The 17,005-nt window shown below is 66.4% G+C and carries 16 protein-coding genes and 1 tRNA gene; 2 read left to right on the top strand and 15 right to left on the bottom strand.

Features of this window, described 5'->3' with window-relative positions:
* Positions 1–250 precede the first annotated feature (250 nt).
* The 5 genes from LB551_RS08620 to LB551_RS08600 all read right to left on the bottom strand — a co-directional run bounded on the left by LB551_RS08620 (position 251) and on the right by LB551_RS08600 (position 4,460).
* Positions 251–877, bottom strand: a complete 627-nt coding sequence (locus tag LB551_RS08620) for a CDGSH iron-sulfur domain-containing protein (protein WP_224658890.1) — start codon at positions 875–877, stop codon at positions 251–253.
* A gap of 107 nt (positions 878–984) precedes the next feature.
* A complete protein-coding gene (locus tag LB551_RS08615) occupies positions 985–1,356 on the bottom strand; it encodes a hypothetical protein (RefSeq protein WP_140491675.1) in 372 nt (123 codons plus the stop codon).
* A 113-nt stretch (positions 1,357–1,469) separates the two neighbouring features.
* Positions 1,470–1,826, bottom strand: a complete 357-nt coding sequence (locus LB551_RS08610) for a hypothetical protein (protein ID WP_224625308.1) — start codon at positions 1,824–1,826, stop codon at positions 1,470–1,472.
* A gap of 48 nt (positions 1,827–1,874) precedes the next feature.
* Positions 1,875–3,359 (bottom strand): pyridoxal phosphate-dependent decarboxylase family protein, encoded by a 1,485-nt coding sequence (locus tag LB551_RS08605; protein WP_224658888.1) that lies wholly within the window; start codon positions 3,357–3,359, stop codon positions 1,875–1,877.
* A gap of 12 nt (positions 3,360–3,371) precedes the next feature.
* Positions 3,372–4,460, bottom strand: a complete 1,089-nt coding sequence (locus LB551_RS08600) for a PLP-dependent cysteine synthase family protein (RefSeq protein ID WP_224658886.1) — start codon at positions 4,458–4,460, stop codon at positions 3,372–3,374.
* A gap of 233 nt (positions 4,461–4,693) precedes the next feature.
* Between LB551_RS08600 and LB551_RS08595 the strand changes: the two genes are divergently transcribed.
* Together LB551_RS08595 and LB551_RS08590 are read left to right on the top strand one after the other, a co-directional pair.
* A complete protein-coding gene (locus LB551_RS08595) occupies positions 4,694–6,763 on the top strand; it encodes a transcriptional regulator (RefSeq protein WP_224658884.1) in 2,070 nt (689 codons plus the stop codon).
* Positions 6,764–6,859: 96 nt separating this feature from the next.
* Complete coding sequence (locus LB551_RS08590) at positions 6,860–7,036, top strand: hypothetical protein (RefSeq protein ID WP_181165187.1); 177 nt, start codon at positions 6,860–6,862, stop codon at positions 7,034–7,036.
* 181 nt (positions 7,037–7,217) lie between these two features.
* Here the strand turns inward: LB551_RS08590 and LB551_RS08585 are convergent.
* The 10 genes from LB551_RS08585 to LB551_RS08540 all read right to left on the bottom strand — a co-directional run bounded on the left by LB551_RS08585 (position 7,218) and on the right by LB551_RS08540 (position 16,791).
* Positions 7,218–7,302, bottom strand: a tRNA-Leu gene (locus tag LB551_RS08585).
* Between the two features lie 138 nt (positions 7,303–7,440).
* On the bottom strand, positions 7,441–8,061 hold the full coding sequence (locus LB551_RS08580; RefSeq protein WP_224658882.1) for a 2,3-bisphosphoglycerate-dependent phosphoglycerate mutase: 621 nt from the start codon (positions 8,059–8,061) through the stop codon (positions 7,441–7,443).
* Between the two features lie 92 nt (positions 8,062–8,153).
* Positions 8,154–8,996 (bottom strand): 4-hydroxy-tetrahydrodipicolinate reductase, encoded by an 843-nt coding sequence (gene dapB, locus LB551_RS08575; protein WP_140551731.1) that lies wholly within the window; start codon positions 8,994–8,996, stop codon positions 8,154–8,156.
* A complete protein-coding gene (locus tag LB551_RS08570; RefSeq protein WP_224658881.1) occupies positions 8,993–10,864 on the bottom strand; it encodes an ABC transporter ATP-binding protein in 1,872 nt (623 codons plus the stop codon). The genes dapB and LB551_RS08570 overlap by 4 nt, the downstream gene beginning before the upstream one ends.
* 163 nt (positions 10,865–11,027) lie before the next feature.
* Positions 11,028–12,053 carry a glucokinase gene (locus LB551_RS08565; RefSeq protein WP_224658878.1) on the bottom strand — a complete coding sequence of 342 codons (1,026 nt, stop codon included), beginning with the start codon at positions 12,051–12,053 and terminating at the stop codon, positions 11,028–11,030.
* 133 nt (positions 12,054–12,186) lie between these two features.
* Entirely contained in the window at positions 12,187–12,762 is a 576-nt protein-coding gene (locus tag LB551_RS08560; protein ID WP_224625445.1) for a cation transporter, read from the bottom strand.
* A 61-nt stretch (positions 12,763–12,823) separates the two neighbouring features.
* Positions 12,824–13,897, bottom strand: coding sequence for a penicillin-insensitive murein endopeptidase (gene mepA / locus LB551_RS08555; protein ID WP_224658877.1), 1,074 nt, complete (start codon positions 13,895–13,897; stop codon positions 12,824–12,826).
* A gap of 167 nt (positions 13,898–14,064) precedes the next feature.
* Positions 14,065–14,967 (bottom strand): SDR family oxidoreductase, encoded by a 903-nt coding sequence (locus tag LB551_RS08550; RefSeq protein WP_224658876.1) that lies wholly within the window; start codon positions 14,965–14,967, stop codon positions 14,065–14,067.
* Positions 14,964–16,118, bottom strand: a complete 1,155-nt coding sequence (queG, locus tag LB551_RS08545) for a tRNA epoxyqueuosine(34) reductase QueG (protein ID WP_224658874.1) — start codon at positions 16,116–16,118, stop codon at positions 14,964–14,966. The genes LB551_RS08550 and queG overlap by 4 nt, the downstream gene beginning before the upstream one ends.
* Positions 16,099–16,791: a glutathione S-transferase family protein gene (locus LB551_RS08540; RefSeq protein WP_140551738.1), complete on the bottom strand. Its 693-nt coding sequence runs from the start codon at positions 16,789–16,791 to the stop codon at positions 16,099–16,101. The genes queG and LB551_RS08540 overlap by 20 nt, the downstream gene beginning before the upstream one ends.
* Positions 16,792–17,005 lie beyond the last annotated feature (214 nt).

The raw sequence follows: 17,005 nt of genomic DNA, 5'->3' as shown, positions 1-17,005 counted from the left end.
GCCGCGAGCGCTGGGCCAAGGGAAGCAGCGTTGGCGCGACGGAGGATTTATTGAGGGCCGGAGCGAGGCGCCCCCCTCTGTCCTGCCGGGCATCTCCCCCTCAAGGGGGGAGATCAGATGTCGCAACCGCTTTCGCCAATCGCCAACGTTGCAGAAGGAGCGCCGGCGTTCAAGCTGCCAATCTCCCCCCTTGAGGGGGAGATGCCCGGCAGGACAGAGGGGGGTGCCTCGCACCAACCTCCGCGATTGGCTACCCCACAAACCCCACCTTCTTATGCGATCCGTCGCAAAACGGCTTGTTGGCCGAGTGGCCGCAGCGGCACAGGAACGTGCGTGTCGTGCGCTCGACCGTGTGGCCGGTGCCGGTGACGATTTCCAGATTGCCTTCGAGTTTTAACGGGCCGTCTTTCGTCGGTGTCACTTTCAACGCCCCATTCCGCGCGTCCAGCGCCGGCGTGTCCTTCAGCGCCGGCTCGCCGGTGGCGGAAAAACCCGATTTGTTGTGGCTGCCGTCGCAGAACGGCTTGTTCTGCGACGCGCCGCAGCGGCAGAGCGTGGCGCGGTGGAACGTCTCGCCGTCGAGCATAATCTCGGCGTGGACGGCCAGCGGGCCATTTTCCCTGATGCGCACGGTGTTGACCAGCGGCGGCCTTTCCTGTGGCCCGCCATCCTTCCTGACATAGGTGATGGCGCCTGACGGGCAGCTTTCGGCAATGGCGACGATCTTCTCGACGCTGGCCGCGTCGGGATGGATCCACTCTCCCGGCGCGTTGGGGACGAAGACATGCGGGTCGCCCAGCACGCAATTGCGCGAATGGATGCAGCGCCGGCCGGCAAAGCCGACATCGATCTTCTCGCCCTCGACCGGACCCGCCATCGCCTTGCTCCTGTTGCCTGACGCACGCCGCCTGGACGCGGCGTGCTTTGGGTGCTGTTCTTGCAGGCTATGCCCCAGGCAGGAAAAGCGTCAAGCTGGCAAGCCGGTCAGGGGACCAGTTCGATCTCTTCGGTCTCGCCGCCGCTGCAGGTATAGCAGCAATCGTCGCATTTTTCCTTGTCGCCGGGGCCGACGCCCCAATAGGTGCCTTCGTCGCCGTCGACCCAGGCGCCGTAGCAGATCGATTCGCCCTCGTCGCAGGAGACCGGCAGTTGCCTGGTCTCGCCGTCATCGAGGTAGAAGTCCTTGCCGTTGCCCGGCCACACATAGTCGCGGTCCTGGCTGTAGAGCTCGAGGCGCATGGCATTGGGATGGCTGTTCTTGATGGCGAAGGTGACGTCGCCGGCATGGGCCGACGGCACCAGCAGCATGGCAAGAGACAGCGCGGCCAGCGAACGGCGCGCGTAGGCGTAGAACATGATATCCCCCAAAAATAAACGGCCACCCGGCCGCCTTGCGGGCATTGCACGGGGCCAGCGATCGCTAAAGGGGTCGACCGCGACAATCCCGGACTAATTTTGGGGAGATTGGCCTACTCGACCAGGTCGACGGTCTCGGTCGAATGGTCCACGCAGATGAAACAGCAATCGTCGCAGGGCCGGTCGTTGTCCGGCCCGACGCCGGCCGAGATGGCGTCGTTGCCGTTGACCCACGCGCCGTAGCAGATGCGTTCGCCCTCATTGCACGAAATCGGCACCGATTTGCGTGAGCCGGGATCGATCAGGAACACCTTGTCGTCGCCCGGCCAGACCGTTTCGCGGTCGCGGCTGAACAGTTCGACCGCAACGGCCTGCCCGCGCTGGTTCTTGACGAAGAAAGCCATGTCGGCCGCCCCGGCCGAGGTGGTGAAGATCAATGCCGCGACAGCGGCCGTGCGAAAGAGCGTCACGGTTGGACCTTTCGAATCATGCCGGCAGAATCGCATGGCCGCCGCGAACTAGGAAGCCGCCTCCACCGCGATCTGGCGTCCCAGCCGCAGCGTTTCCCGCACCAGCAGGTGAAGATCGTCGCGCCGGGTCCGGTGGTTGGTGATCGCCACGCGCAGGCAATGCTGGCCATGCACCGTCGTGTCCGACAGTGCCGCAATGCCTTGTTCCTGCAAACGCAGCATGATTTCCGTGTTGAACCGCTTAAGCTCCTCGCCGGACGCCCCGGCAAGCCGATGCCGGAAGCAGACGATGTTGATCGTGGTCGGCGCCATCAGCACCAGCGACGGCTCGGCCTCGATCAGTCCGGCGAGATAGGCCGCTTGCGCGATGTTCTGGTCGATCAGGCGGCCGAATTTGTCGGCGCCATGCTCCTTCAGCGCCATCCATACTTTGAGCGCGCGAAAGCCGCGCGACGTCTGCAAGCCGTAGTCATGCAGCCATTCGCCGGAGGCGAGACCGCGCGGCGTCGATTCTAGATATTCGGGGGTCACGGCGAAGGTACGGCGATGGGCGACGGCGTCCCTGACCAGGGCGCAGCCGGCCTCGAACGGTGCGTGCAGCCATTTGTGCGGATCGAGCGCGATCGAATCGGCCCATTCGATGCCGGCGGCCCGATGGGCGTTCTGGGGGGCGATCGCGACCAGGGCGCCGATGCAGCCATCGACATGGAACCAGAGCTCTTCCTCATGCGCCAGTTTGGCAAGCGCCCGCAGGTCGTCGATCGCTCCGGTGTTGACGGTGCCGGCGTTGCCGATCACGCAGGCCGGTTTGAAGCCCGCCTGGCGATCCTCGGCAATTGCCGCCCGCAAGGCAGTGATGTCGATGCGCAGCCCGGCATCGGTCGGTATTCGCCGCAAGGCCCGGTTGCCGAGGCCGAGCGCCTCCATGGCTTTGCGGTGACAGGAATGGAGCTGGTCCGAGCCATAATAGCGCAGGGGTTTCTCGATGGCGGCAACGCCATGCTCGCGCACGTCGACGCCGGCCTTGACGTTGCGCGCCACCGTCAGCCCGATCATGTTGGCCATCGAACCGCCGCTGACCAGCGTGCCGCTGGCCGAGACAGGAAACCCCAGCATTTGCTTGCACCAGTTGACGACTTGGCAGTCCATCAGCCCGGCGGCATGGTTGCCGCCGCCGAGATTGGAGCCCTGGATCGCCGCCAGGAAATCGCCGAGCGCGCCGGTGAGGTTGCTCGAGCCCATGTACCAGGCCCAGAAGCGAGGATGGATGTTGCCCATCGGGTATGACATCACGGTGCGGGAAACCTCGCCATAGACGGCGGCCAGCCGCGCCGGGGTTCGCGGCAGGGGTGCAGCGAAGACCTCCCTCACGTCAGCCGGCACCTCCCGCCAGACCGGACGGTCGCGCACGTCGCGCAGATAGTCGACGGCATCGTCGATGACCCGGTGAGACAAAGCCTGCACATCGGCCCAGTCCGAGGGGTCAAGCGTCTCCTCGGCCACAGTGGCAAGGGTTTCCTGCGCGACGTCCATGACAGCCTCCCGTCAAGTCGCCGGGAACTGGCAGCCGGGCGTCGAGCGCGACAGCGCCGTCTCGTCGGCGTCCATCTCGGCATCGATGCCGTCGAACAGCGGCGTCGTCATGTAGCGTTCGCCGGTGTCGGGCAGCATGCACAGGATCACCGATCCGGCCGGCGCCTTCTCGGCGACCTGCCGTGCCACGGCGAAGGTGGCGCCGCCGGAAATACCGGTGAAGATGCCTTCCTTCTGCGCCAGCGCCTTGGCCCATTTGATGCCTTCGGGTCCGGCGATCGGCATCACCTCGTCATAGAGGCCGGCGTCGACCGCTTCCTGCAGCACGTTGGGGATGAAATCAGGCGTCCAGCCCTGGATCGGATGCGGCTCGAAGGCCGGGTGGCTGGCGGCGGGCGCCCCGTCGGCACCGCGCTGCTGCGCCTTGCCGCTGCCGATGAGCTGGGCGTTGGCCGGCTCGGAAAGGATGATGCGGACATCCGGCCGCTCACGGCGCAGCACGCGCGCCACGCCGACGACGGTGCCGCCAGTGCCGTAGCCGGTGACGAAGCAATCGAGCCGCGAGCCGGCGAAATCATTGATGATCTCGCGCGCCGTCGTCGCCTCGTGGATGGCGGCATTGGCCCTGGTTTCGAACTGTCGCGCCAGGAACCAGCCATTGGCCTCGGCCAGCTCAACGGCCTTCTTGTACATGCCGAAACCCTTTTCGGCGCGCGGCGTCAGCACCACCTTGGCACCCAGCATGCGCATCAGCTTGCGGCGCTCGACGGAAAAGCTGTCGGCCATGGTGACGACCAGCGGATAGGCTTTCTGCGCGCAGACCATGGCGAGCCCGATGCCGGTGTTGCCGCTGGTGGCCTCGACGATGGTCTGGCCCGGCTTCAACGCGCCGCTGCGCTCGCCCTCCTCGATGATGTTGAGCGCCAGCCGGTCCTTCACCGAGGCAGCCGGGTTGAAGAACTCGGCCTTGACATAGATCGTCGCGTGGGCCGGGCCGAGATTGTTGATGCGGATGACCGGCGTGTCGCCGACCGCGTCCAAAATGCTGTCGAACAGGCGGCCGCGGCCGGCCGTGGTTCTGATTCTCGCTTGCTGCAACATATCTGGTCTCCTCGTCTGTGTTGGTGCCTTGCGGTCACGGGCCGGTTACAAACCGGCGGCTTGGGCGGCGAGGTTTCGAGACCTTGCCGCGCTAGGGTCGCTCGACGTGCCGGCAATGCGGCTGCCCGCATCCCGGCGCGCAACTCGCAAACCGGGTGCGTTCATGCCGTGTTCGGTGATAAAACGAGGGCCGACCGGCCAACGTGGGAGGAAGCGTGGGAGCAAGCGTGGAAATGCACGTGGAATCCGCTCGACCGAGCCTGGATTGCGGCAAGCCCGCTCTTGCCGTGCGCCTGCTCGGCCCGTTTGCGGTCGTGCGCGATGGCGTGCGGGCCGAATTGCCGGCATCGCGCAAGCTGCGCGCGCTGCTTGCCTATCTGGCGCTGGCGCCGCATCCGGTGGGACGCGCTCGGCTGTGCGAGCTTTTGTGGGATGTTCCGAACGATCCCAGGGGCGAGTTGCGTTGGTGCCTCAGCAAGCTTCGCGCCGTCCTCGATGAGCCGGGGCATCGTCGGGTCGAGACACAGGACGACACGGTCGCATTGCGCCTCGACGGCTGTTTCGTCGACGCGCTGGAGGTTAGCGCCGCCGCCGCGCAAGGGATCGCCTCGCTCGACGCCGAGCGCCTGCGGTCACTGTCGGAGCTGTTCGCCGGCGACTTTCTCGACGGTCTGGAGCTCGACCGCAGTCCGTTTTTCGAGAGCTGGCTGATCGCGCAACGACGCCGCTTCCAATCGTGTCACGCCGCCGTTCTGGAGCACCTGGTCGCGGCGCTTCCGCCCGGTTCGGAAGCGGCAGCCGCCGGTCTCGACCGGTGGGTGGAGCTGGCGCCGTTCGACGACCGCGCGCATCTGGCGCTGCTCACGCATCTGGCCGGGCGCGGCGCCATCGGCGCGGCCGAGCAGCATCTGACGGCGACGGCGCAATTGTTCCAATCGGAAGGGCTGGACTTCGGACCGGTGCGCGCGGCATGGCAGGCGCTGCGCGACAAGCCGCCGGTAGATCGGCCGGCTGTAGATAGGCCGTCGGTAGATCGGCCCGCGGTAGATCGGCTTTCGGCGCAGCCCGTCGGCATCGCGGCATCGCCGCCGTCGCCCGCTCCGGCGGGCGTGGAGCCCAGCCACGCCTCGCTGGCGGTGATGCCGTTCGTCGAGGCTGCCGGCCCTTGCGGCACGCGCGGCGGGATCGCCGACGGCCTGACCCATGACATCATCACGCGCCTGGCCAAGCTCAGGGATTTCTTCGTCATCGCGCGCGGCTCGGTCTTCGCGCTCGCCGAGAAGAACATCGCGCCGCAGGAAGCGGGGCTCAAGCTGAATGTGGACTATGTCGCCACCGGCACGGTGCGCACCGTGGCCGGCCGCGTCGTCATCGCCGTCGAGCTCATCGAGGTTCGCACGGCCAGGATCGTCTGGGCCGAGAGCTTCGAGCGCCGGGCCGACGACCTCTTCGGCGTGCTCGACGATATCGGCAACGCGATCGTCTCGTCTATCTCGGCCGAGATCGAGACGGTCGAACGCAACCGCGCGATGCTGAAGGCGCCCAACTCGCTCAACGCCTGGGAAGCCTATCACCGCGGCCTCTGGCATATGTACCGCTTCACCCAGCCGGAAAACGAGTTGGCGCAGCACTTCTTCGGCGTGGCGACGGCGCTCGACCCGACCTTCGCCCGCGCCCATGCCGGCCTGTCCTTCACCCATTGGCAAAGCGCTTTCCAGCGCTGGGGCGACCGCGACCACGAAAGCGCGCTGGCCTACGAGACAGCGGGGCACAGTCTCCTGGTCGACGAACAGAACCCTGCCGCGCACTGGGCGATGGGCCGGGCGCTGTGGTTGCGCGGCGAACAGGACGGGTCGCTCAGCGAATTGGAACGGGCAGTGGAGCTCAGCCCCAATTTCGCGCTCGGCCACTATGCGCTGTCCTTCGTCCACTCGCAGTCAGGCGATCCGCAGGCGGCGATCGGCTCTTCCGACCATTCGCGCCATCTCAGCCCCTTCGACCCGCTGTTGTTCGGCATGCTGGGCGCGCGCGCCATGGCGCATGTGCGGCTCGGCCAGTTCGAGGAAGCGGCCGAATGGGCGCTGAAGGCGGCGGCGCGGCCCAATGCCCACGCCATCATCCTGGCGATCGCGGCACACTGCCTGGCGCTGGCCGGTAGGCTCGACGAGGCACGCAATTTCGCCGCCGCCATCCGCAAGGCGCTGCCGGACTACCGTGCCGACGATTTCATCGGCACGTTCCGTTTCGAAGCAGATGCGGAGGCATTGTTCCGGCAAGGCGCAAGGCGGATCGGATTGAACTGAATCCGCGCAATTTCCGCCGGTTAACGATTTCGGAAGTGGTTGTTTAACCGTTCGTCGCTATGTCAGCGCCCGGAGGGGCATGACAGAGAGTGTATGATGAGCGACAGCCCTGACAAGCGCAATGAATGGCGCGCCATTCTTTACGTACAAGCCCGCGTGGCGGTTCTTTTCGTCCCGGTCGTCGCCAGCCTCCTGATCATCGCCGCACTTGCCGGCAACGACCGCAAATCCGTCCCGGCCGTGGACCGGACGGTAACGGGATCGGTGCGATAAGGGCACGGTCATCGACCGCGCACGTTTCCCAAGAGGCGTGCGCATGATGTCGGGCAAGTCCCCGCGGCTTTCCGTTGGCGGGAATGACCATGCGAGCGATCGTGCACCCAACAAAAAGCCCGGACGAGCCGGGCTTTTTGTTGGGTCTCCGAACCTTCGAACGGTTCGAAACGGGAAAAAATGGTGCCCAGAAGAGGACTCGAACCTCCACTCCTTGCGGAACACGGACCTGAACCGTGCGCGTCTACCAATTCCGCCATCTGGGCTGGTGCGGGCTCAATAAGCGGGCAAGCGGTGTGTGTCAACGCGGTTTTTGGAACATGATCCCGAAAGGTGGGACCGGCTTTCACAAAAAGATCATGCCCGGCCAGAACCGCAGCCTCTGACTGCCGGCCCCGGACCGGTCAGCCTTCCAGCACTTCCTTCGAGGCCACGGTGGAATCGGCGTTGAGCGTGTAGATGACCGGCACGCCGGTGCCGAGCTCCAGCTTGACGATCTCCTCGCCCGACTTGCCGTCCAGCGCCATGATCAGCGCCCGCAGCGAATTTCCGTGGGCGGCGACCAGCACCGTGCCGCCGCGCAGCACATGAGGCTGGAGGTCGTGCAGGTAATAAGGCCAGACGCGGGCGCCGGTGTCCTTCAGGCTCTCGCCGCCGGGGGGCGGCACGTCGTAGGAGCGGCGCCAGACATGCACCTGCTCCTCGCCCCATTTCTTGCGCGCGTCGTCCTTGTTGAGGCCGGAGAGGTCGCCATAGTCGCGCTCGTTCAGCGCCTGGTCGCGGATGGTTTTCAGGTCGCTCTGGCCGACGGCGTCGAGGATGTGCTGGCAGGTTTTTTGCGCCCGGACCAGCGCCGAGGTGAAGGCGATGTCAAACTTCAGGCCGCGTGCCCTGAGCTTCTGGCCGGCCGCCTTGGCCTCGGCGTGGCCCTGTTCGGTCAGGTCGACGTCGCGCCAGCCGGTGAACAGGTTCTTCAAATTCCATTCGCTCTGGCCATGGCGCACGAGCACGAGGGTTCTCGACATTTTTGCTCCTCTGGGATCTGAGCAATTCCAGCAGAAGTGGGAAGTGGTTTTCTGTCCGGAATTGCATGGGGACGAAGACGGTTCAGGGTCGTTCAGGCAAGCCCGAGTACGTCCCGCATCGAGTAAAGGCCGGGCTTCTTGCCATGCGCCCAAAGGGCTGCCTTGACGGCGCCGCGGGCGAAGATGGCTCGGTCCTCGGCATGGTGGGCGAGCGTGATGCGCTCGCCGGTGCCGGCCAGGATGACGCTGTGGTCGCCGACCACCGAGCCGCCGCGCAGCGTTGCGAAGCCGATCGAGCCAGGCTTGCGCACGCCGGTGTGGCCGTCGCGGACCCGCACATCGTTGCCGGCAAGCGGCACGCCGCGCCCCGCGGCGGCGGCTTCGCCCAGCAGCAGAGCGGTGCCGGACGGCGCGTCGACCTTGTGCCTGTGATGCATTTCGAGGATCTCGATGTCGAAATCGCCCGCGTCGAGGGCGCGCGCGGCCTGTTCGACCAGCACCGCCAGGAGGTTGACGCCGAGGCTCATATTGCCCGACTTGACGATCGTCGCGTGGCGCGCCGCGGCGGCGATCCTGGCATTGTCGTCGGACGAGCAGCCGGTCGTGCCGATGACATGCACGATGCGCGCCTGCGCCGCATAGCCGGCGAATTCGACGGTTGCAGCCGGGGCGGTGAAATCGAGCACGCCGTCCGCCCCGGCGAAGGCCGGCAGCGGATCGTCCGATATCGCCACATTGATGATGCCGATGCCGGCAAGCTCGCCCGCATCCTTGCCGAGATAGGGCGATCCCTGCCGCTCGATCGCGCCGGCGACGCGTGCACCCGGCATTGCGTGGATGGCGCGGATCAGCGTCTGGCCCATGCGGCCGGCGGCGCCCACCACCACCAGGCCCATATCGCCCGCGGGCCTGTCGGCTGTCGGCGTTTCACTCATCTCGCGCTCCCGGCGATGCCCTGCGTCTCGATAGGTTGCGTCGGCCCTGGCGCCGGAGTTTGGATCGGCGCGCCGTCATCGACAAGCCCTAGGCCCTTCCTGCCCTGCACCCGGTGAAAGCGGGAATAGACGCTGTGCGGATCGGCCATCAGCGAGGCATGGGTGCCCTGTTCGACCAGATGACCCTGTTCCAGAACGATGATGTGGTCGGCATTGACCACCGTCGACAGCCGGTGAGCGATGACGATGGTGGTGCGCCCCTCCATGACGTGGGTCAGCGCTTCCTGGACCTTGGCTTCCGCCTCGTTGTCGAGCGCCGAGGTCGCCTCGTCGAGCAGCAGGATCGGCGCCTGGCGGACGATGGCGCGGGCGATCGACACACGCTGGCGCTGGCCGCCCGACAGCGACGCGCCGTTTTCGCCGACGGGCGTGTCGTAGCCCAGCGGCTGCTGGCGGATGAAGCCGTCGGCCTGGGCCAGCCGCGCGGCCTGCTCGATCTCGGCGTCAGTGGCGGAGAGCCGGCCATAGCGGATGTTGTCGCGGATGGTGCCTTCGAACAGATAGGGCTGCTGCGAAACATAGGCGATGGAGCTGCGCAGCGACTGCTTGGTGATCTTCGAAATGTCCTGGCCGTCGATCTCGATCGTACCCGCCTCGACGTCGTAGAAACGCTGCAGCAGCGCCACCAGCGTCGTCTTGCCGGCGCCGGAGGCGCCGACGATGGCGGTCATCTTGCCGGCGGCGGCGACGAAGCTGAGGTCCTGCAGGACCGGCGCCTCCTCGACATAGCGGAAGCTCACATTGTCGAACCGCACTTCGCCCGTGGTGAAATTCGCCTCGGCGGCTCCCGGCGCGTCGCCCTGCTGCGGTTCGAGATCGAGGATTTCGTAGATCATGCGCGCATTGACCAACGCGCGCTCCATGCCGACCTGCATGCGCGCCAGCCGCCTTGCCGGGTCGTAGGCCAGCATCAATGCGGTGATGAAGGAGAAGACGGCGCCCGGCGGCTGCCCGAGGACGAGCGCACGATAGCCGGAATAAGCGATGACGCCAGTGACGGCGAGACCGGCCAGCATGTCGGAAATCGGCGACAGCCGTTCCGAAACCCGGGCGATCTTGTTGCCGCGGTGCTCGGCGCTGTTGGCGAGCTGGCCGATGCGCCGCGACAGCTCGTCCTCCATGGTGAAGGCCTTGACGATGGCGATGCCTTGCGTGGCTTCCTGCATGGCGCCGATCAGCCGCGAGTTGATCTGCACCGATTCGCGGGTGATGCGACGCACCCGGCGCATCAGATAGACAACGGTGTAGATGAGCGGCGGTCCGATCACCAGCGAGCTGAGCGACAGGACCGGATCCTGGTAGATCATGACGCCGAGCAGCCCGAACAGCGTCACCCCGTCGCGCGCGATCGACGTCAGCGTCATCGACAGCAGGTCGCGAATGCCGTTGACGTTCTCGTTGACCTGCGCTGCCAGCCGGCCCGATCTCGTGTCGTTGAAGAAACCGACGCCGAGCTTCATCAGGTGATCGAAGATGCGGCGCTGGTAGCGCGCAACCAGGTTGTTGCCGACCGTGGCCAGCGTCACCGCCTGGCCGTAGCCGGCGAACCCGCGCACGAGGAAGGCACCCATGATACCGGCGCAAATCCACACGATCAGATCGCCGCGCCGCTCGTAGAATATCTGGTTGACGACCGGGCTCATGATCCAGGCGGTGAACGCGGTCGTGGAGGACACGGCCAGCAGGCAAGCCCCGGCAAAGACGTAGGACCACAGGTAGTCGCGGCCGTTCTCGGCGATGATACGGCGCAGCACCGCCCAGACCTGGCCTGGGGTGGCTTTCTGCTTATGTGGAGCTTGGAGTGTCAAATCGGGAGCGCTTCGTGGTTTCCGCTTGGTGGGACCGGGCTGCACATTGCATCCCTTCTGGCGCCCCTCTTAGCGCCAAGCGGCCGGCTTGCCTATGCCCGCGGCTGATTAACTTCGTCGCGGGTATAGGACCGACGCCTGTGTCCGTCATGCGATCGCAGGGCTAAGCCTGCCAGCGGCGGCCTGCGGTCTGGACGCCGAACAGCGAAGGGTTCCTGGCGTAGGCGGCGAGGCCCAGAAGTGCCGCCAGCGGATGGGTGATGACATAGACGGGCAAGGTGCGCATCAATTCGCTGTGCGGCGCCTTGTCCTCGAAGGCGGTGCGGAAATTGCCCTGTTTCAGCGCCGGCACGATCTTCTGCGCGATGCCGCCGGTGAGAAAGACGCCGCCGCGGCTCATGAACACCAAGGCGAGATCGCCGGCGGTGCGCCCAAGGCAGGTGACGAAGATCTCCAGCGCCTCCTGCGCAACCGGATCGGTCCTGGCAAGCGCCGCTGCGGTGATCTCGGCCGGCGTGGTGAAGGACGACGGTTTGCCGTCGGCCTTGGCCACGGCCCGGTAGACGTTGACCAGGCCGCGTCCGCTCAGGATCTGCTCGCCCGAAATGCGGCCCTCGAGCTTCTCGATATGCGGGAAAACCTCAAAATCTCTGGTAGTGCGCGGGCCGATGTCCATATGGCCGCCCTCGCCGGGCACCGGGATCCAATGGCGCAGCGCGTGCACCAGCCCGGCGACGCCGAGCCCGGTTCCGGGGCCGAGCACCACGCGGCCGGCATCGGGTTCCGGCGCGCCGCCGCCGATCTTTTCCATGTGCTCTTCGCCGAGCGCCACGACGGCCAGCGCCTGCGCCTCGAAATCGTTGAGCACGACGATGTCGCTGAGGCCGAGGCTGGCGAACATCTGCCTGGGCTTGACGATCCACGGGCAATTGGTGAACTCGATCTCGTCGCCGTCGACCGGGCCGGCCACCGCCAGCACCGCCGAATTGGGGCGAACCGAGGAGCGGTCGAGCACCGCCGCCTGGATCGCCTCGTCTATGGTGTTGTAACTGGCGGTCTGGACGATCGCCGGCTCGCCGGCTTCCGAATTGGCGTCGAGCACGACCGAGAAGCGCGCATTGGTGCCGCCGATGTCGCCGATCAGGATCGGGAACCGCAGCGCCGTGTCGTCGTCGCCTGTGTTTGGCATGCTTTGTCGTCCGTCTCCGGCGCCCGACGGCCCATTGCCGTTCTCCCGTTGACTAGCGCATGAGTTAAAAAAGGGAAACGGTTTTCGAAACCGATGGTGCGCACGACCGATTTATGAAGTCGAACGGCCGCGACTAGGCTGCCGCCTTGTGCTCCTCGCGGGCAGCGGACCAGACCTCGCGGGCCGCATCGGCATTCATGGCGGCAATTCCCAGGCCGACAATCAGGTCGGGCCACGCAGAATGCCAGATCGCGGCGGTGAGAAGGCCCGCGGCGATTATGGCGACGTTGGCAAAGGCGTCGTTCCGCGCGGAGAGGAAGGCCGCCTTTGTCAGGCTGCCGCTGTGATGGCGGAAGCGCGCCAGCATGAACGCGCAGGACAGGTTCACGGCCAAGGCGCCGACGCCCGCAAGCGACAGCGGCAACGGCGCCGGCGCGACCGGCAGGTTGAACTTGGCCCAAGCCGTCCAGAGCGTCGCCAAGGCAGGCACCAGAAGAATCGCCGCCAGAGCCATGCCGACCCTTGCGCGGCTGCGTGCGCCCCAACCCAGGGCAACGAGAATAAGAAAATTGACCGAGGCATCTTCCAGGAAATCGACACTGTCCGCGAACAGCGACACGGAGCCGATCGCAGATGCCACGGCGAATTCGACGATGAAGTATCCCAGGTTCAGAAGGACCACCCAGCGGACGACGCGGCGAAGGCCCATATCCTGCGTTTGCAATACCGGCCCTCCTGCTCGCGGGAGACGGGTTGTCAGATATGACCAATCAGTTTCCCGGCCGTGGCCGCGGCAACGGCACGCCGATCTCCGGCGTCGCGGTGAAGGCGTTCACCACGCCTGGCAGGCCGGCCGTCCCGCTGGCCGCGGTGACGGGCAGCGACGGCGCTTCGGGTTCGGGCGCGGCGACCGCGACCGGCACGGTGCCGCCATGGTAGGTGGCGGCCTCGACCGAGGCCGGCCCGGGCGCGTCGAGGACGGCGCGGCATTCCCTGGGCAGGTTCGCCATCGTCATCAGATCGCGCGCCTTGGGCGCATCCGGGTTCTTGTTGGGCCGCCACGGCTCCTCGGTAAACCACCAGGCCAGCGGCTTGCCGCAGCCATCGTCGGCCGGGGTCGCTTCCTGCGCCTTGCAGTTGGGCGAGCCCGGCTGGCAGCCGATGCGCATGTGGAAATGATAGTCGTGGCCCCAGAACGGCCTGATCTTGCGCAGCCAGGAGCGGTCGCCCCTGACGGTGTCGCAGAGCTTCTTCTTGATGCCGGGATTGACCAGGATGCGCTCGACCTCGGGATAGCTCGCCGCGCGCTTCAAAAGCCGCGTATGCGCCGGCGTCCACAGCGCGTCCTTCACCAGATGCGTCTTTTCGTCGACCATCAAGGTCGCGCTCATCGTCTCGCGCTGCGCCCTCGACAGCGGCCGGCTGGGCATCGGCGTCAGCCAGATATCGGCGTCGAGACCGATCTGGTGCGAGGCATGGCCGGTCAGCATCGGGCCGCCGCGCGGCTGCGCGATGTCGCCGATCAAAAGGCCCGGCCAGCCGTCGGCGACGGCATCGCGCGACAGTTTCTCGACCAGCGCGATCATCGCCGGATGGCCCCAGCGGCGATTGCGCGACGGCCGCATCACCTGCCAGGTCGGGCCGTCCATGGGGATGGCGACGCCGCCTGCAAAGCAGCCCTTGGAGTAGAAGCCGAAGGATTGCGGGGCGGTCGCCGCCGGCAGTTTCTCGGCGCCGAACAGGTCCTTTGCCCGTTCCTCGGCCATTGCCGGCCGCGCGGCGAGAATTGTGAGGGCGAGCAGGCCAAAAGCCGCCGCCAGCCGTGAACGCTTGCCGAGCCGCATCGCTGTCTCCTTGAACCCCGCCGCAAACCCAAGCCCGAATCATAGCACGCAATAGACGTGGCTTCGATCACCGGAGCGGTTCCGTTTTTCACAAACAGGTCAACCGCCCTGTTTTCTTTTCCGACGCATTCCGGACCGAAACCGTGTCACGTGTTTCCTGGAATGCGTCAGCGTTTCATCGGGCTGCGCGGCGCGCCGTCGCGCCAGTCGCCGCTTGCCCACATATGGTCGAAGGCGGCGCGATAGTCCGGGAAGCGGAACCGGTAGCCCGCCGCCTTGAGCGTCGCATTGGCGACGCGCTTGTTCTCGCCATAGAAGGATCGCGCCATGGGCGAAAGTTGGGCGGCCTCGAAGGGAATTTCGGGCGGCGGTGTGACGCCCATCAGCGCGGCGGCATAGGCCACGACGTCCTGCGGCGGCGCCGGCTCATCGTCGGTGACGTTGAAGATGCCGCCTTTGTTGCTGCCGATCAGATACCACAGCGCGCAGGCTATATCGTCGCAGTGGATGCGGTTGAACACCTGGCCGGGCTTGACCAGCCGCCGCGCGGTGCCGTTTTCCAGATTGACCAAGGCATTGCGGCCGGGACCGTAGATGCCGGAGAGCCGCAGCACCGCCGCCGGCCTACCGATCTCGCGGCCAAGCCGCAGCCAGCCCTGCTCGGCCGTCACCCGCATCACCGAGCGTTTCGAGACCGGCCGGCATTGCGCCGTCTCGTCCACCCAGGCGCCGCCATGGTCGCCATAGACGCCGACGGTGGAGAGATAGCCGATCCATTCGAGCGCAGGCATCCGCGCGATCGCCGCGCGGGCGGCGTTCAGCACGGGATCGCCGGCCTCCTCGGGCGCGATCGAGATCACCAGATGGGTTGTTTTTCCCAGCGCATCGCCGATTTCGTCGGTCAGCGCGCCATCGAACAGCAGCGGCGCGATGCCGGCCTGGCGGAGCGCGTCGAATTTCTCTGCCGAACGCGTCGTGCCGCGGACCGTCGTGGCGGCATCCCGGTTGGCGCGCGCAAAAGCCTGACCCGAATAGCCGGCGCCGAAGATGAATATCCGCTTTTCGCTCATGCAGGCGCCCTGGCTGGAACCGGCCGCGCCCATTCCTCGCGCACGGCCGCGTCGCCCTCGGTTTCCAGGCCGGTGGCGGCGCGCTTACGATATTCGGCCTCCGGCACCAGCCGCGCCAGCGCCCATATTGCCGCGCCCCGCACCAGCGGCGAGGCGTCGGCGAGCAGTGCACGCACAGCATCTGAGAGCGCCGCATCGCGGGAATTGCCGGCGGCGATCAGCACGTTGCGGACAAAGCGGTCGCGGCCGATGCGCTTGATCGGCGAGCCGGAAAACAAGGCGCGAAAGGCCGTGTCGTCCAGCCGCAGGAGATCGGCCAGCGCCGGCTCGCGTAGATCCTCGCGCGCGGCGAGCTTGGCCTCGGACGCGACCTTGGCGAACTTGTTCCACGGGCAGGCGGCGAGACAGTCGTCGCAGCCATAGATGCGGTTGCCGATTTTTTCCCGGAATTCATGCGGGATCGGGTCCTTGTTCTCGATGGTGAGATAGGAGATGCAGCGCCGCGCATCGAGCCGGTAGGGCGCCGGGAAGGCATCGGTCGGGCAGGCGTCGAGGCAGGCGCGGCAGGAGCCGCAATGGTCTTCCTCCGGCATGTCGGGGACCAGTTCGGCGGTTGTGAAAATGGTGCCGAGGAACAGCCAGGAACCGTGCTGCCGGCTGACCAGATTGGTGTGCTTGCCTTGCCAGCCGAGCCCGGCGGCCTCGGCCAGCGGCTTTTCCATGATGGGCGCGGTATCGACGAAGACTTTCACGTCGCCTCCCGCCCGCGCCACGATCTTGCCGGCGATTTCCTTCAGCCGGCCCTTCATCACGTCGTGATAGTCGCGGTTTTGCGCGTAGACCGAGATCGCGCCCCGGTCGCGCCTGGCCAACAGGTCGCGCGGATCGTGGTCCGGTCCGTAATTCATCGCCAGCACGACGATCGAACGTACTTCGGGCCAGAGCATTGACGGCTCGCTGCGGCGTTGCAGCGTCTCGGCGAGCCAGCCCATGGAGCCGTGGAACCCGTCCGCCACGAAGGCGCCGAGCCGGGCCGGCGCCAGCGGGATCGCATCGGGGGTGGTGACGGCGACCGCCTCGAAGCCGGCGCGCCGCGCCTGCGCGTCGATCAGCGCGCGCAGTTTCGCGGCGTCAGAAATCGAGGTCCGCATAATGCGACACCGGCGACAGGCCACGCACCCGGTCGGTCAAGAGCGGCCGGAATGAAGGCCGCGACTTCACCCGCGTGTACCATTCGCGCGCAGCAGTGTGCTCGCGCCAGTCGATCTCGCCGAGATAGTCGAGCACCGAAAGGGTGGCGGCGGCGGCAAGGTCGGCATAGGTGACCCTCGATCCGGCCAGCCAGTGGCGGGTGCCGGCCAGCCAGTTGGTGTATTTCATGTGCTGGCGGATGTTGGCCCGCGCCGCGCGGATGGCGGCCGAATCGGGCGAGCCGCCGCCGGCGGTTTCCGGCATGACCGGCTTCAGCACGCGTTCGCGCACCAGATGCCGGGTGACCTCGCTCTCGGCCTTGTGGAGATACCAGTCGATCAGCCGGCGGATTTCGGCGCGCTGCATCGGGTCCTCGGCGAACAGGCGCTTGTCCCGCTTCAAGACGCCGCGCGTCTCGTCGAGATATTCCGAGATGACCGTGGCGCCGACGATCGGCACGTCGCCCTCGGCCAAAAGGATCGGCAGCGTGCCGGCCGGGTTCAGCGCCAGAAACTCCTTGCGCCGCGTCCACGGCTTCTCCTCGATAAGCGCCAGCTCCTCGCCATACTCGCCGAAAGCGAGGCGCACGAACCGGCAGGAGGCGAACATGGGATGATGGAAAAGCGTCAGCATGGTTCCGCTATGATAAAGCGCACTGGTGGTTTGGATTTGAACTTCCTGTCCCCTCAACGGCATCTGCGTTCAGGAACTTCAAATCCAAACCACACCAGAACTTGAAGTTGGCAGTGTGGCTCAGAATCCGGAATTCGCGCATCGCGCTCCTCCCGGCTGTGGCGAATTCCGGATTGCCACACTGGCGAATCGCCGGGCGCACCGGTAAGTCTTG

The organism is Mesorhizobium sp. BR1-1-2, from assembly GCF_020165435.1.
Classification (GTDB): domain Bacteria; phylum Pseudomonadota; class Alphaproteobacteria; order Rhizobiales; family Rhizobiaceae; genus Mesorhizobium.
This window is presented reverse-complemented; position numbering and strand designations above follow the sequence as displayed.

Coding starts and splice junctions, on each gene's coding strand:
- LB551_RS08620 (WP_224658890.1), bottom strand. CDS start 877: ATGGCGGGTCCGGTCGAGGGCGAGAAGATCGATGTCGGCTTTGCCGGC.
- LB551_RS08615 (WP_140491675.1), bottom strand. CDS start 1,356: ATGTTCTACGCCTACGCGCGCCGTTCGCTGGCCGCGCTGTCTCTTGCC.
- LB551_RS08605 (WP_224658888.1), bottom strand. CDS start 3,359: ATGGACGTCGCGCAGGAAACCCTTGCCACTGTGGCCGAGGAGACGCTT.
- LB551_RS08600 (WP_224658886.1), bottom strand. CDS start 4,460: ATGTTGCAGCAAGCGAGAATCAGAACCACGGCCGGCCGCGGCCGCCTG.
- LB551_RS08595 (WP_224658884.1), top strand. CDS start 4,694: ATGCACGTGGAATCCGCTCGACCGAGCCTGGATTGCGGCAAGCCCGCT.
- LB551_RS08590 (WP_181165187.1), top strand. CDS start 6,860: ATGAGCGACAGCCCTGACAAGCGCAATGAATGGCGCGCCATTCTTTAC.
- LB551_RS08580 (WP_224658882.1), bottom strand. CDS start 8,061: ATGTCGAGAACCCTCGTGCTCGTGCGCCATGGCCAGAGCGAATGGAAT.
- dapB (WP_140551731.1), bottom strand. CDS start 8,996: ATGAGTGAAACGCCGACAGCCGACAGGCCCGCGGGCGATATGGGCCTG.
- LB551_RS08565 (WP_224658878.1), bottom strand. CDS start 12,053: ATGCCAAACACAGGCGACGACGACACGGCGCTGCGGTTCCCGATCCTG.
- LB551_RS08560 (WP_224625445.1), bottom strand. CDS start 12,762: ATGGGCCTTCGCCGCGTCGTCCGCTGGGTGGTCCTTCTGAACCTGGGA.
- mepA (WP_224658877.1), bottom strand. CDS start 13,897: ATGCGGCTCGGCAAGCGTTCACGGCTGGCGGCGGCTTTTGGCCTGCTC.
- LB551_RS08550 (WP_224658876.1), bottom strand. CDS start 14,967: ATGAGCGAAAAGCGGATATTCATCTTCGGCGCCGGCTATTCGGGTCAG.
- queG (WP_224658874.1), bottom strand. CDS start 16,118: ATGCGGACCTCGATTTCTGACGCCGCGAAACTGCGCGCGCTGATCGAC.
- LB551_RS08540 (WP_140551738.1), bottom strand. CDS start 16,791: ATGCTGACGCTTTTCCATCATCCCATGTTCGCCTCCTGCCGGTTCGTG.